Source organism: Niabella agricola, assembly GCF_021538615.1.
GTDB lineage: Bacteria > Bacteroidota > Bacteroidia > Chitinophagales > Chitinophagaceae > Niabella > Niabella agricola.
Map to the genome: position 1 here is coordinate 194,432 of NZ_JAJHIZ010000003.1, position 24,251 is coordinate 218,682.

Consider the following 24,251-nt stretch of genomic DNA (forward strand, 5'->3'; position numbering starts at 1 on the left):
CCTTTTTATTTTGCCGCAAGCAGCAGCTCGCTGTGAACCACCCCTCTACGGTGCTCCCGAAGATAGGCCTTTAAAGCGTCCTTTTCTTTCAATCGTTCTGTACCATTGCTGTTGGTAATGACAATGGAATCAATATTACCGGCCAGCCGGTCCAGGTCTGTGTCGCTCCAACTCCCCATATCAAAATAAAAGGTTCTGCGGGTGGTATCGTTCCGAGGGGTCCGCACCACTACCTTTTTCGGCCCGGCGGAGGCCCCTCTTCCTTTCATCTCCCTGTTGCCATAGAGGGTTATAGAATTGTTGCTTTCGCCCCCAGCCTGTACAATCAACACCTGGGCATGATCACAGCTTGTCAGCATCACGATTCCAGTCAGGAAAATGGCTGCAGGCAACAGCCGGCTAATGGTTTTCTTTTTCATTTTTTACGGTTTCACAACAGCAGTACGATTCTTAATACAGGAACCGCCTGCAGGTAACCCTTAAAACAAAAGAGGCCCAAAACAGCCCGGTTTATTACGCGGTGCTGCTGGGCCTCCATATCCAAGCGGATCATAAATTATTGCGGCTGCAGTACTTCAATATCTTTCAGTGCAACCGTCAGTTCTTCATCAGTAAATGAATGATTCACCAACTTGCCGTCAAAATAATCCTGGTAAGCCGCCATGTCTACAAAACCATGTCCGCAAAGGTTAAACAGGATGGTTTTTTGTACGCCTTCCTCACGTGCCCTGTTTACCTCACGGATCACCTGCGCAATTCCATGGTTCGCTTCCGGAGCCGGCACAATGCCTTCTGCTTTTGCAAACAGCACGCCAGCTTCAAAGCATTCCAGCTGCTGAATGGCATTGGCTTCGATCAAACCGTCTTTCAGCAGTTGACTGCACAATACGCTGGCGCCATGGTACCGCAGCCCTCCTGCATGTATGGCAGCCGGGGTAAACGTATGTCCTAATGTAAACATCGGTAACAACGGTGTATAACCCTGCGTATCTCCAAAATCGTACATAAATTTCCCCTTGGTCAGCTTGGGACAGGAAGCCGGCTCCACGGCCACGCAGCGCACCTGTTTCCCCTCGATCTTATCCTTTACAAAGGGGAAGGACAAACCCGCAAAATTAGACCCTCCGCCCAATGGTGCGATGATCACATCCGGATAGTCGCCCGTATATTCCAGTTGCTTTTTAGCCTCCTGGCCAATGATCGTCTGGTGCAGCAATACATGGTTCAGCACCGATCCCAGCGCGTACTTGGTATCCTCATCGCCAGCGGCAATCTCAATGGCTTCCGAGATGGCCAGTCCCAGGCTGCCCGGCGTATCGGGGTTGACCTCCAGCGCATTTCTTCCGGCCTGTGTATTGGTGCTGGGTGAAGCATATACTTTGGCGCCAAATGTATTCATCAATATTTTCCGGTAAGGCTTCTGGTTAAAACTGATGCGTACCATATACACTTCGCAATCGATCCCGAAATGGGCACAGGCAAAACTTAAGGCCGTTCCCCATTGCCCGGCACCGGTTTCAGTAATGATCCGTTTCACCCCGGCCTTCTTATTATAATAAGCCTGCGGGATGGCTGTGTTGGGCTTGTGTGAGCCGCTGGGACTGGTGCCTTCATACTTATAATAGATCTTACAATCCGTCTTCAATGCTTTTTCCAGCTCCGTTGCGCGGATCAATGGAGTCGGACGCCAGATGCGGTAGGCTTCCTGCACTTCCTCCGGTATATCAATATACCGCTCTGCAGATACTTCCTGCTGGATCAGGTCCATCGGAAATAACGGGGCCAGATCTTCCCCGCTAATCGGTTGCTTCGTGCCCGGATGCAGCGGCGGTAATGGTTTATTGGGCATATCTGCCACTATATTATACCACTGGGTGGGCATATCTTTTTCATTCAGAAGGATTTTCTTTTCCATTAAATTATATTTATTTTTTGGTTGAATTATGAAAGACTAATATAAGTTAGTTCTGTTATTTAAACAATTCGTGGTTAAAAAATCACTATTTCATCAGAACCTGATGGATAACGTTCCCCTATTTATTCAACAACCTGATCACAAGGAGACCCGGGGACATTACCAACATGCAGGTTTACTATAAGGCAAGCAATCTTTTCTCTATACAAAATGGAACAGGCATGGCAAAGCAATAGTCTGCCTAAACTTCCCTCATATACATTCTTGTGTTCTTTTGTGGCAATTTAAACCGTAAACGGACGGCCGCTACCAACCGCTGGCCAGCACATCGGCCAGGTGCATGGTTTTAATGGAGTATTTTTTATGATCGATATATCCCTGCAAATGCATCAGGCAGGAAAGGTCGGTGCTGATCAGGTAATCGGCACCGGTGGCAATGGCATTTTCAACTTTTTGTTCGCCCATATTAATGGAGATGGACGGGAATTTTACAGCAAAGGTCCCCCCGAAACCACAGCAGGTTTCCACATCTTTCAATTCGTTTAATATTAAGCCCCGCACATTGGCCAGGAGCGCCCGTGGCTCGGATTTGATCCTGCATTCACGTAAACCGGCGCAGCTGTCATGATAGGTAGCGTTGCCGCTGAGAGTAGCACCGGTATCCGTCACCTTCAGTACATGGACCAGGAACTCAGAAAATTCGTAGATTCTTGCTCCCAGGGCTTTGACTTCATTGTGCACGGAGGAATTATCAAAAAGGGTTGGATAATAATTGCGTACAAACCCTACGCAACTGGCACTGGGCGCCACAATATAATCGCTGCCTTTAAAATCATTCAGGAATTTAGAGCAAACCGCTTTTGATTCCTCCCGGAACCCTGCATTAAAGGCCGGTTGTCCGCAACAGGTCTGGTTGGCATTATAACTGACGGAACACCCGAATTTCTCCAACACTTTTATCATGTTAAAGCCGGTATCCGGGTAAAGCTGATCTACAAAACAGGGTATAAAAATCTGTACATTCATTTTATTGCTGTTGAGCTTTTTGATATTCGGCGATCGTCAGCTGATCGCCGCTAACCGGGTCCATTATCTTTATCCCGAAGGTTTGCGGATTCACAATGAAAAAATAATAGGTCTCAAAACGAAGATCACCATTATATCCGGCTCTAAAGTTAACTTCTTTATCAGAAACCGTATCTATTAAAAACGCAATGCCCTGTTTATGATGAGTAAACGAATCGATATACCGATGGCTTTCCGCAACGAAGGGAATCTTTCTCAGGCTGTCGATCACCCCGGCTTCTGTGGCATGACCGATGGGGGGAGCAGCAACCGGGGTATCTGCCAGCGGAATGCTGCGGCTAACCATGGAATCGATACCCGCCGACTCCTTTTCCGGGCCAGATCCATTGCAGGAAGCCGTCACTAACAATATCACCGGCAAACCATAAAAGAAACGCCGGGAAACCATCAGGAATGAATCATTTTCAGCGCTGTAATGGCAGCCTCCTCACCTTTATGTCCATGTGCCCCCCCAATCCGCTCCCGGGCCTGTTCTTCGGTATTAACCGTCAACACTCCAAAAATGGTAGGTACCGGCAGCATCAGATTTAATTGTAATACTCCTTGTGTTACGGAATCACACACATAATCAAAATGGGGAGTATCGCCTTTGATCACACAACCCAGGGCAATAAATGCGTCGGGAGCCGCGCCGTCTTTGGTACGCTCCCAGTGCCGTTTTATGGCAAAGGGCAGCTCCACAGCGCCGGGCACTACCAGCGTCTGGTACCGGATCTTATACTGGTCAAAAATTCTTTTACAACCATCCTCCAATGCATCTACGATGGCTGCATTCCATTCTGTTTTCACTAAAATAACACAGGCATTCTCTTTCAGAATGCCTGTGTCAATATGATATAAAGAACTGTTTCCTTGTGTTGCCATTTTTTAGTTTACGTTATAAACACCTAGCTGGGCCAGATACTTATCTGCATCAAATCCAGGCTGGGTGCGCGGATATTTTTCTTTTAATTCTTTGTAAAGACCAATCGCCTCTTCCTTTTTATTGAGAACATGCTGCGCCAGGTATGCTGCGCTAAACAAGGCATCGGCGCTGGCGATCTGATCAGCCTCAAACTCTTTTGCGGCTTTTTTATAATTTTCCAGGGCTTCGGCACCTTTGCCCATATCGCCATAAGCATCACCTAATAATTTATAGGCCCGTTGCTGGATCTGTTTTGAATCCGTTTTGAAATCTTTCAGAAAGCTCACCGCCTTGTCATTCTGATTCAGTTTTACATAACATACACCCGCATAAAAATTGGCCAGGTTACCAGTGGGTGTACCGCTGTATTTTTTTGAGATCGCTATAAAGCCGGGATTCACACCATCGCCATTGAGGGCAAGATTAAATGAATCCTTTTTAAAATACTCTTCTGCTTTAAAGCTTTTATCCAGCGCTTCTTCAATCTTGGGTTTCTGCACAAAGGTCTTATAAAGCATATACCCGCCTCCCAAAACCACGATCACCCCAAGGATAGCAGCAATTTTTTTACTGTTCTTCAGCCAGAACACCCTTAAATTATCAACAGCGTTTGAATCCGCAACGTGCTCGTTTACAGCTTCATTATTTCGCTTATCTGTCATTTTGATATATATTATTTAGTTAGTTTTAATCTACAATGAACGGATAGTGCTGATCCATATATACGTCCTTTAATACCTCATCATCGGACGGGAACGGGCTTTCTTCGGCAAATACCACAGAGGCCGCTACCACCTCGTCGCAACGGGTATCGATTTCTTTTACCTGCGCTTCGGTTGCCAGCTTGGTATCCAGGATATTTTTCCGCAACAGGTTGATCGGATCTTTTGACTTGTACTCATCCACCTCATCCTTGGTACGGTATTTCTGGGGATCGCTGATGGAGTGCCCTTTGTACCGGTAGGTTTTAATTTCCAGTAAGGTAGGTCCGCCTTTTTCACGCGCCCGTTTTACAGCTTTGGCTACAGCATCATGTACCGTTTCCGGATTCATGCCGTCCACTACTTCGGAAGGCATTTCGTAAGCAGCACCCAGTTTATAGATATCATGGATATTGGAAGTCCGCTCCACGGAAGTCCCCATCGCATAATTGTTGTTCTCACAAATGTAAATTACAGGCAACTTCCATAACATGGCCAGGTTAAAGGACTCGTGCAAAATCCCCTGGCGTGCGGCACCGTCTCCAAAGAAGCAGAGCACCACATTATCGGTACCCTTGTAATTCTCGGCAAAAGCCAGGCCGGTACCGGTACCGATCTGCGCGCCTACGATCCCGTGGCCCCCATAAAAATGCTGCTCTTTACCAAAGAAGTGCATACTGCCTCCCTTTCCTTTCGCGCAACCGGTAGCTTTTCCGTACAACTCTGCCATACAGCTATCTACTGAAACGCCTTTGGCGATGGCCAATCCGTGATCACGATAGGCCGTAATAAAAATATCCTCCGGCTTCGTGGCGGTCATACAACCCGCGGCAATGGCCTCCTGCCCTACGTAGGCATGAAAAAAACCACGGATCTTTCCCTCCATCTTATACTTTTCTTCCGCTGTAAGCTCAAACGTGCGGATCAGCTGCATCAATTCGTACCAGTACAGGTAGGTTTCTTTTGAAAATTTTGTTGCCACGGCTAAAAATTTGAGTAGCAAATGTAAGGGAAAATTTCTGATTTATACCCTCTTGTAATGCCCTTAAACCTTTTTTTATACGGGGGTGCTTTGTTTTTTGTTTCCTGGCCGGGGTACTGGTGGCATCTGCCTTTGCGTCGCACACTTGCGCTGCAGCACAAGCCCGGCAGGGACACCCGCAGCCGCCTGATTTTCTTGAAAATTATACGGTCAATAACATGACAATTAGTAATTTAGCCTGCAGACCGCAGCTATGTCGTTCCAGCTTAATTCCATATCATTGCTCCAGTTTAAAAATTACACCAACCGGAGTTTCCTTTTTCCAAAAAAGGTGATCGCGATTTGTGGGAAAAACGGTGTGGGAAAAACCAACATCCTGGATGCGATCCATTATCTCTGTTTTACCAAAAGTTATTTCAGCGGTACCGACGCTGTGAATGTGCAGCAAGGTGCCCGGGGCTTTCGGATCGATGGCGTATTTGAACAAAACGGACATACTGAAAGTGCGGCCTGTATTCTCCGCGAAACGGGCAAAAAGGAGTTTTCTGTAAACGGGGAGCTGTATGATAAATTTTCAAAGCACATCGGCCGCTATCCCTGCGTTATTATTGCGCCCGACGATGCGGTGCTTATCACCGGTGGCAGTGAAGAGCGGCGGGGCTTTATAGATGCCCTGCTTTCGCAGCTGGATCCGGAATACCTGAAGCGGCTGATCTTTTACAACAGAGTATTGCAACAGCGCAATAGCTTTTTGAAGACCGCCGCCGAACAGGGATCGCTGGATGAATCCCTGCTTTCCGTGCTGGATGAACAACTGGTACCGGCTGGAAATTTTATCTTTAACAAAAGACGCGATGCCATGGTGGCTTTCCTGCCCCGCGTAAAACGGATGTACACCGAAATTGCACAACGGGAAGAACACCTCTCGCTCCTGTATGAAAGCCGCCTGCTGGAAGCCGGTTTTGACGAACTGCTGAAAGCGGCCCGGCAAAAGGACCTGGCGCTGCAGCGCACCACCCTGGGCATCCACCGCGACGACATCACCCTGCAGCTCGGCAACCAGCCCTTTAAAAATATTGCCTCACAAGGGCAACGGAAGAGCCTGCTTTTTGCCTTAAAACTTACGGAACTGGAAGTACTGGCTGCAGAAAAAAAATTTACTCCGCTCCTGTTACTGGATGACGTTTTTGAAAAACTGGATGAAGACCGGATCAGCAGCCTCCTGGCTCAGGTATGCGTGGAAAAGGACGGTCAGGTTTTTATTACGGATACCAATAAGGAACGGGTGCTGCAACACATGCAGGCCATTGGTGTGGAGGTGCACCTGGTGGAACTTTAATTGGCACGCATTCCATTTCGCACTAATTTTAATGCATTATCAGTCTCCATCAATCCATTTTGTATGAACCAGCCTGCGCCCGCGCGTTTTCTTGCCCTTGATGTGTTCCGGGGCCTTACGATCTGTTTTATGATCATCGTCAATACCGGCGGCCCCAATCCCTTTCATGAGTTGCGGCATGCGCAATGGAACGGGTTTACATTAACCGACCTCGTGTTTCCCTCCTTTTTATTTGCAGTAGGTAATGCCATTAGCTTTTCAACCTCAAAATGGGAATTACAACCCCGGCAAACCGTGGTCCTCAAAATACTTAAACGTACGTTGCTTCTGTTTTTGATCGGTTACCTGATGTATTGGCTGCCTTTTGTAAAAATAGATCCGCAGAACCATCTGCATCCCTTTCCTATTGGCGAAACCCGGATCTTTGGCGTACTGCAGCGCATTGCGCTTTGCTACGGGATCGGCGCCCTGATCATTTATTTTGCGTCCCGCAGAACCGTCCTTATTACTGCAGCGGGACTGCTATTGGGATACTGGCTCCTGGCAGCAATTTTTGGAGACTATACCCTCAATGGTGCAGCCACTACCAAACTGGATATCCTCACATTAACACCACCACACCTGTACAAAAAAGGACCGGAAAATGCGTTTGATCCCGAAGGACTGCTCAGCACCCTGCCGGCGATTGTCAATGTGCTGATCGGGTACTTTGCAGGTGCCCATATAAAAAAGAATCCCCGGAGTTTTGAAATGCTGGCCTTACTGGCCATTGCGGGGTTCCTGCTCCTGTCTGCGGGGTATCTATGGAATCTTGTTTTCCCAATTAATAAAAAGCTATGGACGAGCAGCTTTGCATGCCTTACAACGGGCCTTGATTGCCTGATACTGACCACCATTCTGTATTTCATTGACTTCAGGGGCAACCGGACCGGTGTTCATTTTTTTGAAGTATTTGGTAAAAATGCATTGTTTATTTATTTATTCAGCGAAGTGATCCCGATACTGCTTTCCAGTTTTTATACAGCAGACCAGCAGCCGCTTTTCAAGGCCCTTTATTCGGTTACCTGGGGACAGCTTGGAACCGGCCCCGTTCCCTCCCTGCTATGGTCCGTAAGCTTCATGCTTTGTTGCTGGCTGATGGGATATGTACTTTATAAAAGAAAAATATTTATCCGGCTTTAAAACCATGCGGGGTTCCTGACGCATCTTGTGGGGGATTATTAAACCGCTATGGACGCAAGGCATCCGCAAAGGCGATGAAAGTCGTTAAGGCATATGTCCGGGCTCTTTGCCCTTGCAGCCCCTTACGTGTATTGTGCCAATAATTAAACCGCAGAGAACGCACATGAAATGAATGAAAGATTTTTAAATACTTATCGGCAGCATACCTGGCGTCCTTGCGATCCCATTGTGCATTGCGGTGATCATTGAACCGCCGCGTGCGAAGAATCCGTATGGAATCCTTCCTTTAAAAGGCTACCTTTGCAGAAACAGATCAACCGTGGCAGAATATTCTTTAGGCGAAGCACTGAATGAATTTTTGAATAAAAGCCGTCTTAAAGGCGATATACAGGCCCTGCGCATCGATGGGGTTTGGGAAGAGATCATGGGCAAAACGGTGGCCCGATACACGGACAAACTGCAGATCTTTGGCGATAAGCTAATCATTTCCACAACCGTTGCCCCACTTAAGAACGAACTGATCTATCAACGGGAAAAAATCATTCAACGCGTAAATGAAGCGCTGGGACAAAAGGTAATCAGGGAGATCATTGTTAAATAGTGTTTAAAATTCTATGCCCTAAAGTCCAAATCTCGAATCTCAAGTCTCAAATCTGGAATCTGAATCTCGAATCCCCTCTTTAAAGATCAGGTGTGGACGGTGTTTGCCAGCTTTGAAAGGCGCCCACCTCATATTCAAGCACTCCTGTTTTGGCATTATACGACGATTGGGACAACAGTGGAAGCGGCATGGGTATCTTTGACTGTTCCGGGTGATGTGTACGGTTATGATAGGTTTGCACTTTCAGCGGATGGATCTGTTTTCCGTTCATTTGAATATTGCTAATGCTGAGACGCACTACCGGCAGCTCTTTGTAGTTGGTGATCCTTCCTCCGATCGCCGGTTTTTGCTCCGCAAAATTTATTACTGTTCCGTATTGCTCCAGGAAGATACCCTCCCAGCTGCCAAACCGCAGGTGCTTTCCCGGAAAAGCCAGGGAGCCGATAACAAATTTTTCATGCCTGTCTAAATCTTCTACTTCCATAGTCACCCAGCTATGTTCATACTCGCCCCAGGAAAAAATAATCGCCTTCGATGAAAAGGAATCCGGCACCGGCTTCCCGGGCACATAGCCCGATTTATATAAGGTGAGGCGGTAATTCCCTTTGTCCCATTTTACCTTATTGCGCACACTGATGAAATCCCCCTCAGCATCGCTGCTGGCATAGTACCCGTTTGTTTTTAATGCATTGCGGTTCCGTTCCATCCAGCGGGAAAAGATACCGCCCCGGCCGATACCCTGACTGCTGCCGCCGCCGATCGGCCTTCCATCGGACGCCGTCTGTATGCCTCCATAGAACTGCATCCGGTTTAATGTACCGTTAAATGGCGAAATGTAAAAACGGTAGTCATCGGGTATGCGTGTTTTGATATGCACATCCAAAGAAAAACGCTCAAAGAATACCGCAGGCGTATCCATGGTAATGGTCGTATTGATGAAATGTAGCGGCGCCAATATAATACTGTCCGGATAACTGCGATCCGTAGCCATTTTTTTCTTCAGTTCTTTATGGATATCGGAATTTTCATACTTTTTCCGGAGCGCCGTTTTTGAAGTATCTTCCTGGGCAGCAACTGTTCCACCCAACAGGGCGGTCACAAGCAGTAGTAAACCGTATTGTTTCATATCAATCTTTAAGCATATGCAATAAAATCCATCCCCCGTTTATAACTTAAATCCGTACCCTTGGATCAAACACCCCATACAGGATGTCCGCAACAATATTCATGATCACAAAGAAGGCTGCCGAGATAAGGACAGAGCCCATTACTACCGGATAATCGAGCTTCTCCAATGCATCCACTGTTACTTTACCGATTCCCTGCCAGCCAAAAATATATTCTACAAAAAAAGCGCCGGCAAGTAATTCTGCAAACCAGCCGGTAACGGCGGTGATCACAGGGTTCAGTGCATTTTTCAATCCATGCTTCCATATTACCGTTTGTTTGCGCAGCCCTTTGGCATAAGCAGTGCGGATATAGTCCTGATCCAGCACATCCAGCATCGCGCTCCTGGTAAGCTGGGTAATAATGGCCAGCGGGCGGATGCCCAGTGTGATGGCCGGCAGGATCAGGTTCTTTAACGTAAGCACCCGCTTGCCCGTTACGGGGTCGATATCGAACCAATTACCGGTAATGTGGAGGCCTGTATATTTCGTAAGTACAAAACCAAAAACATAGGCAATGATGATACCCATAAAAAAGGAGGGCGCCGAAATGCCTACAATGCTGGAAAAAATAGCACTGGTGTCCAGCCAGGAATTTTGCCGCACAGCTGCAACCACGCCTAAAGGAATACCAACCACCACTGCCAGCGCCATGGCAGCCAGCGTCAGCATCAGGGTTCCGGGCAGTGCTTCCATCAGGACACTGGTTACCGCTCTTTTGGTTTGATAAGACCGGCGCAGGTAAGGCACTTTAAAGGCGAGCTTGGTTGCTCCGCCGATAAAAAAACCTTTTAGCTGCTTGGATGCGATCTCCTCCCGGCTATGTATGGCCAGCGGCGATACATCGTTTACATACAGCAGGAACTGCCTCCATTTCGGTTGATCGAGATACAACTCCCTGCGGATATTTTCCTGCGTTTTCTGATCACCACTCTGCCCCATTATCAAACGGGAAGGGTCGCCAAAGCCCTGGAATAAAAAAAACACCAGCAGTACCACCCCTGCCATAACCAGCAGGCCATATATTGCTTTTCTAATAATGTATCCTAGCATAAAGAAAACTGCTTACTCAACCGATGGTGTTATTTATTACCCGATATTAATGCACCGTTGCTATCCTTTCCAGTTCCTGTAAGGCATCATTAAAATTTTTATAGCTCCATTTCCCTGCAACCGTCCCCTTTTTCAACAGGTATATTGTAGGATTGGTTCTTGCCGCCATACGAATCATTACCCGGTCGCCGGCCAGTACTTCCAGGTCTTTGAACGAAGCGCCGGCAATCGACTGTTTTACCGGTATGGCTGTACTGCTGATGATATACATTGGTATTCCCTGCGCACGGGCCTTCTGATAGATGGGCTCAAATCCACGCTTCCAGTCGTTTACCGGGTGCGACATATCTTCATGAAACAGCAGCAGGACATATTCGGCTCCCAGAAGCTGCTGCGTAACATTATTACCAGTGGCATCTGCAAAATCAAATCCCCGGATTTCCGGAATATTGTTTGACCCGGCCTTGATCAATTTATCATAACGGTTAATAAACTTATACGTGCTGTCATTGAAATCTGCCGGGAATTGTTCCGCGTTGAACTCAACTTTTTTACCGTCTTTTTCATATACAAATACGATCTCCGTACTGTCCGGAATCGCATTGGCCGGAATCTTTAGCTTATCGGGAATAAAACTTCCTTTCTTAAAAGGCAGGCAGTCCAGCACCGGCAGGTATTTCAACGTATACCATTGACCTGCGAAAGAAAACCCGGTGATCATCACCATCAGCACCGCAGTAGTCCTTGCTGAAAAAACCGGCTGTACATAGCGGAGGTTTATAAAGAGAAAAAGGATCAGCACCAGTAGCACCAGGTCTTTTATAAAAGAGGTTTTTGATGTAATGGGAATACAATCCCCAAAACAGCCGCAGTTTGTAAACTTGCCTGAGAAATGGGCATAGCCGGTTAAAAAAGTAAAAAAAACGATCAGCAGCAACAAGAGCCAGGCAACCGGTTTCTTTTTCCATCCCAGCAACAACGCAGCCCCGGCAATGATCTCGAATGCGATCATAAGTACGGAAAGGGTGAGGGTAATACCGTTCAGTGCACTCATTCTCCAAAGTTCAAAGAACTCCTGCATTTTGTAACTGAGTCCAATCGGGTCATTTGCTTTGATAAGACCCGAAAAAATGAACAGAACTCCTACAATGACCCGTACAATTGCCACCAGTATTTTCATGCTGTTTCCCGTTTTTTGCCGTTTGCTTCCTCCTGTAAAATCAATGCAAAAACAGCATAGTTAATAATATCATTGTAGTTGGCGTCGATCCCCTCACTGATCAGCGTTTTCTGATCGTTGTCGAGGATCTGCCGTATACGCTGTAACTTCATCAGGATCAGGTCTACAAAACTTTCCTGGCTCATGCTCCGCCAGGCTTCGCCATAGTCGTGGTTTTTATCCTGCATCAGCTTTTGGGCGGCACCCGTATACTGGTCGTAATAAGTTTGTACGGTTGTTTCGGGGAGGTCTGCCGGCGCCTCTTTGGGCAATTCCAGTTGTATCAGCCCAATCACGCCATAATTAATGATCCCCTTAAACTCGCCCGCTATATCATCGGCTACTTTTTGCTGTTTCAGGTCCTGTATGGTACGGATACGCTGGGCTTTGATATAGATCTGGTCTACGATTGAAATGGTACGGAGCACCCGCCAGGCGGTTCCATAATCTTTGTTCTTTTTTAAAAATACATCCCTGCATTCACTGATTACACGCTCGTATTGTGCATTTGTTTTATTCATAAACGGTATTTCCTCAAACTTTAAATCGCCTGGCGATGCTGGCTTTAAACCAGCAACAACAGCTTATCTTTACGCTCAAAAATAACAAACAAATCGGGATGTTTACGCTTAATTGCCGGGGAAACTTACTTTCGCTTCAAAAGCCAGTTGTAATGGGCATTTTAAATGTGGCCCATGATTCTTTTTATGCGCCGAGCCGGCACGCAGTAAATGAGTCTTTATTACACACTGCAGAAAAGATGTTGAAGGCCGGTGCAGCGATCCTTGACATCGGTGGCCAAAGCACCCGCCCGGGCAGCATTACCTTATCCGCGCAGGAAGAAGCCGGGGCCGTGATTCCCGCAGTGACGGCGCTGCACAAGGCGTTCCCCGATGCCCTTCTTTCTATCGATACCTTTTACAGCGCCGTGGCCACGGAAGCCGTTGCAGCAGGCGCCGTCATTATAAATGATATCAGTGCCGGAACCATCGACCCAAACATGTTCCCTGCCGTTGCGGCATTGAACGTGCCCTATATCCTGATGCATATGCAGGGCCGCCCGGATACCATGCAACTGCGGCCCCGTTATAAAGATGTAACGCTGGAGCTGCTGGACTTTTTTATTGAAAAGCTGGCATTACTAAGAACTGCGGGAGTACGGGATGTAGTGATTGACCCCGGCTTCGGTTTCGGGAAAACCAATGTCCATAATTTTACGCTTTTAAAAAACCTCCGGCACTTTTCAATGCTTAACTGTCCTCTGCTATTAGGTGTAAGCCGCAAAGGAACCATTTACCGAACCTTGGGAACAACCGCAGAAGATGCCCTGAACGGCACCACTGTTCTGCATACAATCGGACTTATGAACGGGGCAAACATACTACGGGTGCACGATGTACGGGAGGCGATGGAAGCCATCCTTCTGACAGACCGGTACCAGCAATCCTGATCACCGGTGTTGCTCATACATTTTTAGCGCATCCAGTTCCGCAGCAATAAGCAACTGCCATTCCTGCTGGCGCTGACGGTTCAGGCCGTGATCGGTTTCTTCGTCATAGACATCATTTCTTTTTGCCATTTGTTTTCCGATATCCCTGCTCATGCGTTTTACAGCTTCCTGTAGCTCAAGAACATTTATGCCAGACTGCTCCAGTTGCTGCTGCAATTTCCGGCGGTACAGCTCCGCTATATCAAAATGGCATTGCTCATGTGCCAGCGTTGTGCTATCGCCCCTGGCACGCGGGCGCACCCAGCTTTTATAGCAATTGAACACCGCCTCCGTATAAAATTTCGGCTTTTTGAAAACGCTGAGGCTATTGGTTTCCATTTTTAGATCGCAGGAGGATACTGCTCCAAAATTAAAATAGCTGGTGGCAGATGGGGTGCCTTTAAAATCATCCCAGGCCAGTTTTCTTTGCGGCGACCAATAGATCTCCCCCTCATGTTTTCTAAAATCCGGCACCCTGTAAATATCGGCCCAAATGCGCTCACAGGTACTCTTCTTATCCGGGAGCTCGTCTCTGGTTATCTTTATTACATTGGCACCGTTCCGGCGCGCCATTTGCCGGAGTTTTTCAATGATTTCATAATAAGAACAATTTACCGAAAATCCGTTGTCGGCAGAGCGGATGCTCCCCACTTTTACACCGTCATTTTCAAACCGGTCCATTGCTTTTAATACAAGCACAAAGGCCGTATCAGCCAGGGGTGCCTGCGGAGCCACGATCCGGCTACCCATTTTGGGTGCACATGCTCCTGACAACAACAACAGGCCCGTTAGCAGGTATCGTATCATACAGCTAGTTTATTTTATTAAGACAGTGCGCTTAAACAACAGATTTGAGGATCCCCGTAAGTTGTGTGGCAGGAATCACCCCGCTTTGCCGCCAAACGATCTGCCCTTTCTTAAATAATATGAGGGTTGGTACACTTTGCACGTGATAAAACGCCGCCGCCTGGGGACTTTGATCGATATCCACCTTTATAATAGTTACTTTTTCACCCATGTTGGATTTTACTTCTTCCAAAACCGGCTTCATCATCTTACAGGGACCGCACCAGGTGGCTGTAAAATCAACCAGCACCGGTTTTTCACCGTTGATCAATGTTTGAAAATTAGCTGCCATCTTTTTTTTACAAAAGTAGAACAATCGCATCATTTCATATAAAAACGGCCATCCTCCGGGATGGCCGTTCAAATATCAAATACAATATGTTATTTCTTGCCACCGGCTTTTGCAGAATCAGCCTTCGGCGCTTCCTGGGGTACCGGCATTACCGGCTGCTGTTGCTGCGGAGGAGCATCTCCCACATGGGTAATTTCCACTTCAAAATACAACCCATCATATGCTTTAAACGGTGCACCGGGAGGCACGCCCTGTGTATAGGCCAGGAACCCGGGGATATAAATCACACCCTTTCCGCCCTCTTTAAACTGTTTCAGACCGTCTTCGAAGCCCGGGATTGCCCCACCGGAGCCTACCTGAGCCGTCATGGTATTGGAATCGAACGGCTTGTCACCGTCTACTGTTTTACCAGTATACTTCAACGTAACGAATTTGCCATCGGTTACCTGTGCTCCGTTGCCGGGATTGTCTATTTTAACAAACGTACCCAGGGCTGATTTTACTGCTGTAATATTCTTCTTTTTCAGATATGCTTCCATATCCTTGATCTGCTTATCTTTTCCACCAGCTTTTTCAAATGCATCCACTACGGCTTTTTGTTTGGCTTCCTCTCTTTTCTGATAGGCTTCTCCCTCTTTCTGACGGTCCGCCATAGCAAGACTGTCATTTTTAAATACATTCAACACCTTAAAGGTAAACGTAATTTTGTCTCCCTTTTTCAGGAAGGCAGGCATCTGGGCTTCCTGTATCTGTCCTTTCTTGATAAGAGAATCTACAAAAAGAATGGCAATAAGGCTGTCTCCTTTTTTCAATTTGGGCAGCACTTCCAGCGGGCTGTAGTTGGTTTGCTCTGGCATCAGTTGCTGAACAGGCATATACTCCGGCATGGTAGTATACGAGTTATACATAACGGTATCCTTTGCGCCTGAAATTTTTTGAATTACATGGAACTTCAATACGTCGCCGGTTTTTGTAGAATCCTTGCTACCGCCGTCGATGATTTTATATTTCAGACCGCTTGCCGTCGTTTTAAAATCCGCATTCTTACAGGCTGTAAACGCAGCTGCTGTGAACAGGCACAACCCGATTGTTTTTAATTGTTTCATTTTTGTTTTTGTGTTATTTTTTATTCAGATGTTACATTGCTTAAAAAACCGGAAACTACTGTCATTAACCAGCCGCCCCGATTTCATCCTAAAGACGGCCGGCTCCTGATTATTTCTTCTTCTCTTTTCCAGGGGAAGCTATTTTTTGAGCAGCTGCAGGCGGCATTTGAGGCGCAGGCATGGAATCGCTCACTTCAGTAATTTCTACCTCAAAATACAAAGGTTCAAATTCTTTAAACGGCGATCCCGGAGGCGGGGTTTTTCCGTAGGCAAGAAATCCGGGAATATAAATCACGCCTTTCCCTCCTTGTTTGAACTGCCTTAATCCGTCTTCAAAACCGCGTATCGCCCCGTTTACCCCAATCTGCGTGGTGAAGGAGTTCGGACCTTCAAAAGTGCTGTCGTTCAATACTTTTTTTCCGGTATATTTTACTGAAACAAATTTCTTATCTGCCACCGGCGCACCAGTACCGGGATTATCTATCTTTACAAAAGCCCCCAATGGTGTTTTTACTGCATTGATGTTTTTGCTTTTCAGATAATTTTCTACTTCTGTGGTTTGTTTTGCTTTTTCACCCGATTTTTCCAGGGCCAGTTCTTCGTTCTTTTGTAATTTTTCGATTTCGGCCTTATAATCGTTACGTGCCAGGCTGTCGCTGGAAAATACATCCAGCACTTTATAGGTATAGATGATTTGGTCGCCTTTTTTGAAATAAGGAGGCATTTGCGCCTCCGGCAACATTCCTTTCCGGATAGCCGAATCGATATAAACAATGGCCACCATACTGTCTCCTTTTTTCAGGTATTTGAATACTTCAGCTGGGTCATATATCGGCTGATTGGGCTGGTAAGGCCGTGCCCCTGTAAAGAAGGGAAGCTTACCATAAGTATCTGCCAATACGGTATCCTTATGCCCCTTAACTTTCACTGTCATGTTCATCTTTAAAACAGCGGTCTCTGCCAGGCTGTCCTTTCCCCCGCTTCCAAAGATTTTATATTTAAGCCCACTGGATGTGGTCTTAAACTCCGTATTCTTGCAAGCTGTAAAAACCAAGACAGCAAACAGGAATAGCCCGATTTTTTGTAGTTGTTTCATTTTTGTTTTTGCGTTTTTATGACTCGGATATTTCTTGTTTGATATAATGAAAAACTTTTACATCAAAATGGCTGCCTCATTCAATAATAAAGACAGCCAATTTGAACGGTTTTCTTCCTTAATTATTTTTTTTCCTTTTCGGCAGGCGGCGCTACCGGCGGCAATTGAGGCGCAGGCATGCTATCACTTACTGCCGCAATTTCAACCTCAAAAGACAAGGGCTCATATTCTTTAAACGGCGCACCCGGAGGAGGCGTTTTGCCATAAGCCAGGTAACCAGGAATATAAACTGTTCCCTTCCCTCCTTGCCTGAATTGCTTTAATCCATCTTCCAGTCCCCGGATAATACCCCCGATTCCCACCTTGGTGGTGAAAGAGCTGGGCCCTTCAAAGGTACTATCATTCAGCATCTTTTTCCCTGTATATTTTACGGTCACGTATTTAGCGTCCGCAACCTGCGCTCCTGTTCCCGGACTGTCCAGTTTTATAAATGCGCCCAATGGGGTTTTACTGGCATTAATGCCTTTTTGCTTAAGAATGCCCTCAACAAATGCAGTTTGCTTTGCTTTCTCTCCCGATTGTTCCAGTGCTGCATCTTCTGCTTTTTGAGCGGCCTCCTTTTCGTCCTTCATCTTCATCATCATGGCCTCCTGCTCTTTTTGCTGGCGCGGTGCATCTTTGATCATTTCCTTCTGGTAATCGGCCCGGGCAATGCTATCGGATTTAAAGATCTCCAAAACCTTGTAGGTATATGTTAGTTTATCCCCCTTCTTTAAATAAGGCGGCAGCTGTGCTTCAGGTAACATCCCTTTTTGAATGGCTGAATCCACATAGATCAATACCACAAGGCTGTCACCTTTTTTTAGCCGGGGAAACAATTCTGATGGATCATATAGCGATTGCCCCGGGGGCAGCGCGCGAACCGCTGTGTAAAAAGGAAGCTTGCCATACGTATCTGCCAGTACGGTATCCTTATTCCCGCTGAGCCGTACCTTCATGTTTAGCTTTAAAACATTTCCTACCGCGGCACTGTCTTTCCCTTCTCCGGGAATTATCATATACTTGAGACCGCTGGGTAAGGTTTTGAATTCTGTATTTTTGCAAGCAGTAAAGGCAATCGCCGTAAACAGGAACAGCCCAATAGTTCTGAATCGTTTCATTATCGCTTTTTGTGTTAATTATTGTAATAAATGCTCGTTCTCTTTTAATGCCTGTTTAAACTTATTAATGGTTTCAGGCAGGCTGTCTTTTGATCCGCCGCCGGAGGCATTAAAGTGCCCGCCTCCGTTAAAGTAGGTACGGGCAAACGTGTTGCAATCAAAATCGTCCTTGCTGCGAAAACTCCATTTCCGCTCTTCTTCCCGGTCTATTACCAGTGCGGCCAGTTTGATCCCCTGTACCGACAACGGGAAATTTACCAGGCCTTCGGTGTCTCCGGTTTTTATTTCATACTTTATGATGTCATATTTGGGAATTGCGATAAGCGCCGTATTGTATTCGTAAAAAAATTCGAGGCGGTGCGAAAACACATGCCCCATAAAACGCAGTCGGTTTTCCAGGAAATTATCGAACAGCAAACTATGAATTTCGGTATGCCGGATCCCCTGTTCCATCAACCGGGCAGCCATTTCATGTACCGCAGGCGTAGTGGCATCAAACCGGAAAGAGCCGGTATCTGCGATCAGCCCGGCATACAAACAGGCACTGATCTCTTTGTCCAGCATCGCTTCGTCTCCTGCCGCCAGGATCAGGTCAAAGATCATTTCACAGGTAGAACTTTTGGCCACATTACTGATGCCAAAATCAAAAGACTGTACATCCGGTTCCCGGTGGTGATCGATCAGTACCTTTAAACACTGCGCCTTGTACAGATCCTGTTCAAAATTCTTGGTACGATGAAAAATATTAAAATCCAGGCAAAATAACCAGGCCGCTTCAGCAAGGGCCGCCTGTGCCTTCTCGCGTTCCTTATCGTAGTTCAGTACCTGACCTGCACCTGGCATCCAGTTCAGCCAGGGTGCCCAGTTGGTGGGCGATACCACCGTAATTGTATGTCCCAGTTTTTTAAGATAATGCGCCCACCCCAGGGAAGCACCCATAGCATCCGCATCTGGCTTCTGGTGCATGGTTATCACCACTTTAGCCGGCTGTCTTAAAATCGGAAATATGTCTGTTATTGGTTTCAATGAGGCGCAAAAATAGGTAAATCTATGATTTAGAGTGGAGGATTTTTCCTAAATTTGCCGGCCAAATTAAATTAAATCTTAAAATGAGTAATCGTACTTTTACTATGATCAAGCCGGATGCCATGAAAAACGGACATGCGGGCGTTATTATTGATCGTTTTATTAAAGAAGGCTATAAAATCGTTGCATTGAAAGTAACCCGGTTATCAGCCGACAAAGCCGGTGAATTTTATGCCGTACATAAAGAGCGTCCTTTTTACGGGGAGCTGGTAGCGTTCATGAGCAGCGGACCTATTGTTGCCGCTATTCTCGAAAAAGAAAATGCTGTTGCCGCCTTCCGGGAACTGATCGGCGCTACCGACCCTGCCAAGGCCGCAGAAGGCACCATCCGTAAATTATATGCTACCTCCTTAGGCGAAAATGCTGTTCATGGCAGTGACAGCGATGAAAATGCCAAAATCGAAGGTGATTTCTTTTTCAGCGGACTGGAAAGGGTACTCTAATTTCATAGAGGAATTAATCATAATGAAAAAGCCGGCTCTTGTAGGAGGCCGGCTTTTTGATGCTCTTTACATCCCTATCGCACTTCCGGTATGGAAATGACATTTGAGGATAAAACCACATTCTGCGACAATCCTCTTTGATGAACGGGATGGTACGTTGCCATTTTTTCTTCTTCCTGCATACGGTGATTGGCAATGAATAAAAGAGAGGGCACTGACGTAAGAAAGATCAGTAATAGAATAGAAAATAAGCGTTTCATAAAACCGGTTTTTAATATAGTTAACTTGGAATAAAAGGCTGGCGGCAAGGTAGCGAAAAAAACGCTGTGACTACCGCCTCTGCCATTATTAATTTATTAAGTCCTTCAAACGTGCACGGGATTTATTGAATACATTCCGACCGAGATCGATCCCTTTCCGCATTTCTTTTTGCTGCTCTTCCGGCAGGTGTATAAACTCCTGGCAGTCTGTACTGCAGCAGCTGTCGTACTTTTTTTTACATTCCTCACATTGGATAAATAACAGGTGACAAGCGTCGTTCACACAATTTACATGCGTGTCGGAAGGTTTGCCACACTGGTGGCAACTGGCGATGATTTCGTCCGTTACCCGTTCACCCAACCGCTGGTCAAAAACAAAATTCTTGCCATGAAATTTGTTTACCAGCTTTTTTTCCTTGATCTGGTTTACATAATTGATGATTCCTCCTTCGAGGTGGTACACATTCTTAAACCCCCTATGCAACATGTAAGCGGAGGCTTTTTCGCATCGGATCCCTCCCGTACAGTACATAATAATATTTTTATCCATGTGTTCCTGCATCATATCCACTGCCATCGGCAACTGATCACGAAACGTATCGCTGGGGATCTCTATAGCATTTTCAAAATGTCCTACTTCAAACTCATAGTGATTCCTCATGTCGATCACAATCGTTTCCGGATCATTTGTTAAATTGTTAAATGCACCGGCATCAACATATTTTCCTTTTTTGGACATATCGAAGCCGGGGTCGTCGATACCGTCTGCAACGATTTTCTCACGTACTTTTATATCCAGCACATAAAACGATTTTCCGTCATCATCCACCGCAATATTCAAACGGAGTCCCTCCAATGCCGGCGTACCGCTTAAGACGGACCGGAGCTGTTCAAGGTTGTCAGAAGGCACACTTATTTGTGCATTAATTCCTTCAGCAGCAATATAGATGCGCCCCAATACGCCAATAGCCGAAAACGATTTATAGAGCGCATTACGATAAGCAACAGGGTCTTCTATTTTGAAATAGCAATAAAAAGAGATTGTGGTGCGCGGTGTGGTATCTGTTAATATGCGCTCCTTTAATTCCTTGCGTGATATGCGGTTATGCAATGCCATATTGTGCTGAAATTTGAACCACGAATGCCGTGATAATTAAAAACTTTTAATTGGGCAGTTGCAGGCTGCACCAAATTTCAGCGCAAAAGTACTGATTTCCTTTTAACCAGGCAAATCCAAATCGACTGTGGCTCCGCCGTTTATACGCCGCATACCTGCTCAATTCAATAAAACTAAAAAAATAGTTGTAAAACTAAATATTTAGTTTTACCTTGCTCCAAAATACGATTTTATGAAACAACTTACAAAAGCGGAAGAGCAGATTATGCAGGCGCTATGGCAGCAAGGACCGATGTTTTTAAGAGAGATCCTCGAACTGCTGCCCCCTCCCAAACCCCACCAGAATACCGTGGCCACCATTTTGAAGATTCTGGTGGAAAAAGCATTTGTAACTGTAAATGTGTTTGGACGTCAGCACCAGTATGTACCGGCTGTAAGCAAGGAGGCGTATTCAAAAAAAACAATGAAGCAGATGGTAAAAGGATATTTTGAGGGGTCTTTCAGCAACGTTGTTTCCTTTATGGTTAAGGAAAACAACCTAAGTATTGAAGAGCTTGAGCAATTACTGGAACAGATCAAACGTCAGCAAGCGTCGAAAAAGTGATCCTGTACACCGGAGCCGCTTACGACTATTACCATTTCATTTAAGAAAAGGACGGTTTCATCAAAAACAATTTTACAGCTACCCATTCATTTTTCAACAACCAATTAAAACGAAGAATCGCCATGTTTACAAAAATCAACAAGACCACCTGCCGCTCTCTGTGCAAGATAATAGTACGCCCCATCCCCGTGCTCGTATTTTGCCTGTTTGCCTTTACCTGTTGCGCTGTCCCAAAGACGATGAACAATATGCGGCCAGCATTTTTACCAACACCGGACACCATCCCTGAAAAAGCCACGGGGCAACCTGACATCTTTACAAAAGTAGACCAGGATGCGAAATATGCAGGCGATTGGATGCATTTTCTAACAACCAATCTACGGGGAGACACGCCCCTTAAGAATGGCGCAAAACCCGGCAAGTACCTGGTGATCGTTCAGTTTGTAGTAGACACAAAAGGTAATGTTAGTGATATAAAAGTATTAAAAGACCCCGGCTTTGGCATAGGCGAGGAAGCCGTAAGAGTCATCAGCATTTCAGGGAAATGGATACCGGCCATGCAAAACAAACGCCCGGTAAAAGCCTACCGGAAACAACCGATCACGTTTATGGTAAACTGATTGTAATTTAAAACGCCATTTTTATGAAAACAATTGCCATTTATTTTCTGCAGCTCTTTTTATGTTCCGGCCTGCTTTATGCCTATTACCTACTCTTTCTCAAGAACAGAAAACTGCACCGGTTTAACCGTTTCTTTTTGCTCGGCAGCTTTTTGTTCAGCATTGCGGTACCGTTTATTAAAGTGCCGTTCTATGTTTCTTTAACAAAGGACAGCAACATCAGCATTCAAACACTGGTAAAATATAATGAGCTGTTGCTGCCTGAAGTAATGGTATCTTCCCGGTCCTCTTCCGGGGCGGATGGCATCCAGTTCTGGTACCTGCTTTACATGGGCATTGCTTTTTTTCTCATGGTAAAGATTGCCGCCGGTGTTGTTGCGCTTATAAAAAAACGCGTGAGCAGCACCGTTCAGCACTGGCATTCCATTACGATTATTGAAACGCAGGATCCTTCCGCCCCCTATTCTTTTTTTAACTGGCTGTTCTGGGCACGCAGCGTGGACGAGCATTCCGAAGGAGGTAAAAAAATATTGCAACACGAATATCATCACATTCGCCAGCGGCATAGTATTGATGTGTTATTTACAGAGATCATTACCGCTATTGCATGGATCAATCCTTTTTTCTGGCTGATGAAAAACGAGCTGAAAACCGTGCATGAATTTTCTGCGGATGCATTTGCGGCCGGCAATACGAACGGGTTTGAATACGCCACCCTCCTGGTTACAGAAGCCATTCATATGAAACAAACACGGCTGGTACACTCCTTTTATAACCACCAGCTAAAAAGAAGAATTGCCATGTTAACAAGCGCAAACCGCCACCGGTATGATGCATTACGGCAATGGATGGCAATGCTCCTGTTCCTGTTTGCGGCTGCTCTGTTTATGATTAGCTGCCAGTCGGCCAATATGCCTCCGAAGCAGGCTGCAACGCTGCAGGCGTCCCAGCCAACCGTTGCAACATCGGATAGTACACAGGTGCTCGCCCCTGCCGTTTCAGAGAGCACGGCAGTCGCCGCGGCAGACTCCATTAAAACAGAAGTAAAAAAATTCACCCCGCCCAAAATTGTAAAAGATGCGGAAGCGAAAGCAACCAAACGCTTTACTACTCCTGTTGTGGTAAAGGATAATGAACCAGAAGTGTATACTAAGGTCGAACAGGATGCACGGTATTCGGGCGACTGGTCGCGTTACCTGACCACCAACCTCCGGGGCGAGGTACCTGTAGAAAACGGGGCCGTTCCGGGCAATTACCAAATCATCGTGCAATTCATAGTGGATGTTGAAGGCAATATCAGTGATGCGAAAGTGATAAAGGATCCGGGTTTCGGAATGGGCGCCGAAGCCTTGCGTGTTATTAAGCAATCCGGCAAATGGACGCCGGCCACCATGAACGGTAAAAACGTAAAAGCATACCGCAAACAGCCGATCACATTCCAGGTTACTGAAGGATAGTGGAGAACTGTTCAATAAGGATATTCCCGGTCATCAAAACATCCGGGGTATTCATTGCATGTGATGAGGATGTCTTAGCCATAGGCATCCTCTTTTGTTGGCGGGCATCACATTTTTGGGAACAGGCATTGACATGCTACGGGTCATTTTTTTATACGCGGGTGAAGGTAAGATGCGCTAAGAGCCCCCAGCCCCGCCACCACCCCGCCAATAACGCCGGTAATCACTGCCAGCAGCAGGGGACTTTTTCCAATACCCAGCAATAAACCAATGCGGCCGGCGAGGATGCCGTCGTTGGCTGCATTTATGCGCCAGGCCAGGAACAACCAAAGAAGGAATACGCCGATAAAACCCGACCAAAAAGAAAGTGCCGGCTTTTGCTGCAATAATACGGCTACCACAAAACCAGCCACCGCTATCCCCCACCAGGGAAGATAAATACCGGAGATATACGATAATACACTGATGGAAACAATGCTGACAAAAAATTTCATGTTCATTTCTATTAAAACGGTGGCCGGCGATCA

General features: G+C 46.3%; 28 protein-coding genes. 8 read left to right on the top strand and 20 right to left on the bottom strand.

Features of this window, described 5'->3' with window-relative positions; all coding sequences use genetic code 11:
• Positions 1-5: 5 nt before the first annotated feature.
• The 7 genes from LL912_RS06225 to pdhA all read right to left on the bottom strand — a co-directional run bounded on the left by LL912_RS06225 (position 6) and on the right by pdhA (position 5,588).
• Complete coding sequence (locus LL912_RS06225) at positions 6-419, bottom strand: hypothetical protein (protein ID WP_235552714.1); 414 nt, start codon at positions 417-419, stop codon at positions 6-8.
• Positions 420-556: 137 nt separating this feature from the next.
• Complete coding sequence (locus tag LL912_RS06230; RefSeq protein ID WP_235552715.1) at positions 557-1,915, bottom strand: TrpB-like pyridoxal phosphate-dependent enzyme; 1,359 nt, start codon at positions 1,913-1,915, stop codon at positions 557-559.
• A gap of 306 nt (positions 1,916-2,221) precedes the next feature.
• Positions 2,222-2,941 (bottom strand): (Fe-S)-binding protein, encoded by a 720-nt coding sequence (locus LL912_RS06235; protein WP_235552716.1) that lies wholly within the window; start codon positions 2,939-2,941, stop codon positions 2,222-2,224.
• Position 2,942: 1 nt separating this feature from the next.
• Positions 2,943-3,389, bottom strand: a complete 447-nt coding sequence (locus tag LL912_RS06240; protein ID WP_235552717.1) for a hypothetical protein — start codon at positions 3,387-3,389, stop codon at positions 2,943-2,945.
• The gene (gene ribH / locus LL912_RS06245; RefSeq protein ID WP_235552718.1) at positions 3,389-3,865 is read right to left on the bottom strand and encodes a 6,7-dimethyl-8-ribityllumazine synthase; all 477 of its coding nucleotides are present in this window, start codon (positions 3,863-3,865) and stop codon (positions 3,389-3,391) included. Before ribH ends, LL912_RS06240 begins: the two co-directional genes overlap by 1 nt.
• 3 nt (positions 3,866-3,868) lie before the next feature.
• The gene (locus LL912_RS06250; RefSeq protein WP_235552719.1) at positions 3,869-4,567 is read right to left on the bottom strand and encodes a tetratricopeptide repeat protein; all 699 of its coding nucleotides are present in this window, start codon (positions 4,565-4,567) and stop codon (positions 3,869-3,871) included.
• A 25-nt stretch (positions 4,568-4,592) separates the two neighbouring features.
• Entirely contained in the window at positions 4,593-5,588 is a 996-nt protein-coding gene (gene pdhA, locus LL912_RS06255; RefSeq protein ID WP_235552720.1) for a pyruvate dehydrogenase (acetyl-transferring) E1 component subunit alpha, read from the bottom strand.
• 253 nt (positions 5,589-5,841) lie between these two features.
• Between pdhA and recF the strand changes: the two genes are divergently transcribed.
• The 3 genes from recF to LL912_RS06270 all read left to right on the top strand — a co-directional run bounded on the left by recF (position 5,842) and on the right by LL912_RS06270 (position 8,710).
• Positions 5,842-6,927 carry a DNA replication/repair protein RecF gene (recF, locus tag LL912_RS06260; RefSeq protein WP_235552721.1) on the top strand — a complete coding sequence of 362 codons (1,086 nt, stop codon included), beginning with the start codon at positions 5,842-5,844 and terminating at the stop codon, positions 6,925-6,927.
• A 63-nt stretch (positions 6,928-6,990) separates the two neighbouring features.
• On the top strand, positions 6,991-8,109 hold the full coding sequence (locus tag LL912_RS06265) for an acyltransferase family protein (RefSeq protein WP_235552722.1): 1,119 nt from the start codon (positions 6,991-6,993) through the stop codon (positions 8,107-8,109).
• Positions 8,110-8,428: 319 nt separating this feature from the next.
• On the top strand, positions 8,429-8,710 hold the full coding sequence (locus tag LL912_RS06270) for a DUF721 domain-containing protein (protein WP_235552723.1): 282 nt from the start codon (positions 8,429-8,431) through the stop codon (positions 8,708-8,710).
• 79 nt (positions 8,711-8,789) lie between these two features.
• Here LL912_RS06270 and LL912_RS06275 read toward each other — a convergent pair whose 3' ends face one another.
• From LL912_RS06275 to LL912_RS06290, 4 genes are read right to left on the bottom strand one after another with little or no spacing between them, the layout of a single operon-like run.
• A complete protein-coding gene (locus LL912_RS06275; protein ID WP_235552724.1) occupies positions 8,790-9,836 on the bottom strand; it encodes a hypothetical protein in 1,047 nt (348 codons plus the stop codon).
• A gap of 46 nt (positions 9,837-9,882) precedes the next feature.
• Positions 9,883-10,929: an ABC transporter permease gene (locus LL912_RS06280; protein WP_235552725.1), complete on the bottom strand. Its 1,047-nt coding sequence runs from the start codon at positions 10,927-10,929 to the stop codon at positions 9,883-9,885.
• Positions 10,930-10,975: 46 nt separating this feature from the next.
• Positions 10,976-12,109 (bottom strand): BT_3928 family protein, encoded by a 1,134-nt coding sequence (locus tag LL912_RS06285; protein WP_235552726.1) that lies wholly within the window; start codon positions 12,107-12,109, stop codon positions 10,976-10,978.
• Positions 12,106-12,669: a DUF1599 domain-containing protein gene (locus tag LL912_RS06290; protein WP_235552727.1), complete on the bottom strand. Its 564-nt coding sequence runs from the start codon at positions 12,667-12,669 to the stop codon at positions 12,106-12,108. Before LL912_RS06290 ends, LL912_RS06285 begins: the two co-directional genes overlap by 4 nt.
• Positions 12,670-12,821: 152 nt before the next feature.
• Between LL912_RS06290 and folP the strand changes: the two genes are divergently transcribed.
• Positions 12,822-13,598, top strand: a complete 777-nt coding sequence (folP, locus tag LL912_RS06295) for a dihydropteroate synthase (protein ID WP_235552728.1) — start codon at positions 12,822-12,824, stop codon at positions 13,596-13,598.
• Here folP and LL912_RS06300 read toward each other — a convergent pair whose 3' ends face one another.
• The 6 genes from LL912_RS06300 to LL912_RS06325 all read right to left on the bottom strand — a co-directional run bounded on the left by LL912_RS06300 (position 13,599) and on the right by LL912_RS06325 (position 19,115).
• Positions 13,599-14,444, bottom strand: coding sequence for a DUF922 domain-containing protein (locus LL912_RS06300; protein WP_235552729.1), 846 nt, complete (start codon positions 14,442-14,444; stop codon positions 13,599-13,601).
• Between the two features lie 31 nt (positions 14,445-14,475).
• Positions 14,476-14,775 carry a thioredoxin gene (gene trxA / locus LL912_RS06305; protein WP_235552730.1) on the bottom strand — a complete coding sequence of 100 codons (300 nt, stop codon included), beginning with the start codon at positions 14,773-14,775 and terminating at the stop codon, positions 14,476-14,478.
• An 89-nt stretch (positions 14,776-14,864) separates the two neighbouring features.
• The gene (locus tag LL912_RS06310; protein ID WP_235552731.1) at positions 14,865-15,881 is read right to left on the bottom strand and encodes an FKBP-type peptidyl-prolyl cis-trans isomerase; all 1,017 of its coding nucleotides are present in this window, start codon (positions 15,879-15,881) and stop codon (positions 14,865-14,867) included.
• A gap of 109 nt (positions 15,882-15,990) precedes the next feature.
• On the bottom strand, positions 15,991-16,977 hold the full coding sequence (locus LL912_RS06315; RefSeq protein ID WP_235552732.1) for an FKBP-type peptidyl-prolyl cis-trans isomerase: 987 nt from the start codon (positions 16,975-16,977) through the stop codon (positions 15,991-15,993).
• Positions 16,978-17,099: 122 nt separating this feature from the next.
• Complete coding sequence (locus tag LL912_RS06320; RefSeq protein WP_235552733.1) at positions 17,100-18,137, bottom strand: FKBP-type peptidyl-prolyl cis-trans isomerase; 1,038 nt, start codon at positions 18,135-18,137, stop codon at positions 17,100-17,102.
• Between the two features lie 18 nt (positions 18,138-18,155).
• On the bottom strand, positions 18,156-19,115 hold the full coding sequence (locus LL912_RS06325) for a DHH family phosphoesterase (protein WP_319941340.1): 960 nt from the start codon (positions 19,113-19,115) through the stop codon (positions 18,156-18,158).
• Positions 19,116-19,246: 131 nt separating this feature from the next.
• Between LL912_RS06325 and LL912_RS06330 the strand changes: the two genes are divergently transcribed.
• The gene (locus tag LL912_RS06330; protein ID WP_235552735.1) at positions 19,247-19,666 is read left to right on the top strand and encodes a nucleoside-diphosphate kinase; all 420 of its coding nucleotides are present in this window, start codon (positions 19,247-19,249) and stop codon (positions 19,664-19,666) included.
• 74 nt (positions 19,667-19,740) lie between these two features.
• Here the strand turns inward: LL912_RS06330 and LL912_RS06335 are convergent, their stop codons facing one another.
• Positions 19,741-19,926 carry a hypothetical protein gene (locus LL912_RS06335; protein ID WP_235552736.1) on the bottom strand — a complete coding sequence of 62 codons (186 nt, stop codon included), beginning with the start codon at positions 19,924-19,926 and terminating at the stop codon, positions 19,741-19,743.
• 88 nt (positions 19,927-20,014) lie between these two features.
• Positions 20,015-21,043 (bottom strand): oxygen-dependent tRNA uridine(34) hydroxylase TrhO, encoded by a 1,029-nt coding sequence (gene trhO / locus LL912_RS06340; RefSeq protein WP_235552737.1) that lies wholly within the window; start codon positions 21,041-21,043, stop codon positions 20,015-20,017.
• A gap of 232 nt (positions 21,044-21,275) precedes the next feature.
• Here trhO and LL912_RS06345 point away from each other — a divergent pair, with 232 nt between their 5' ends.
• The 3 genes from LL912_RS06345 (at position 21,276) to LL912_RS06355 (ending at position 23,724) form a co-directional block, all read left to right on the top strand.
• On the top strand, positions 21,276-21,647 hold the full coding sequence (locus LL912_RS06345) for a BlaI/MecI/CopY family transcriptional regulator (RefSeq protein ID WP_235552738.1): 372 nt from the start codon (positions 21,276-21,278) through the stop codon (positions 21,645-21,647).
• 248 nt (positions 21,648-21,895) lie between these two features.
• On the top strand, positions 21,896-22,267 hold the full coding sequence (locus LL912_RS06350) for an energy transducer TonB (protein ID WP_235552739.1): 372 nt from the start codon (positions 21,896-21,898) through the stop codon (positions 22,265-22,267).
• 23 nt (positions 22,268-22,290) lie between these two features.
• Positions 22,291-23,724, top strand: a complete 1,434-nt coding sequence (locus LL912_RS06355) for a M56 family metallopeptidase (protein WP_235552740.1) — start codon at positions 22,291-22,293, stop codon at positions 23,722-23,724.
• Between the two features lie 143 nt (positions 23,725-23,867).
• Here the strand turns inward: LL912_RS06355 and LL912_RS06360 are convergent, their stop codons facing one another.
• The gene (locus tag LL912_RS06360; protein WP_235552741.1) at positions 23,868-24,218 is read right to left on the bottom strand and encodes a hypothetical protein; all 351 of its coding nucleotides are present in this window, start codon (positions 24,216-24,218) and stop codon (positions 23,868-23,870) included.
• Positions 24,219-24,251: the final 33 nt, after the last annotated feature.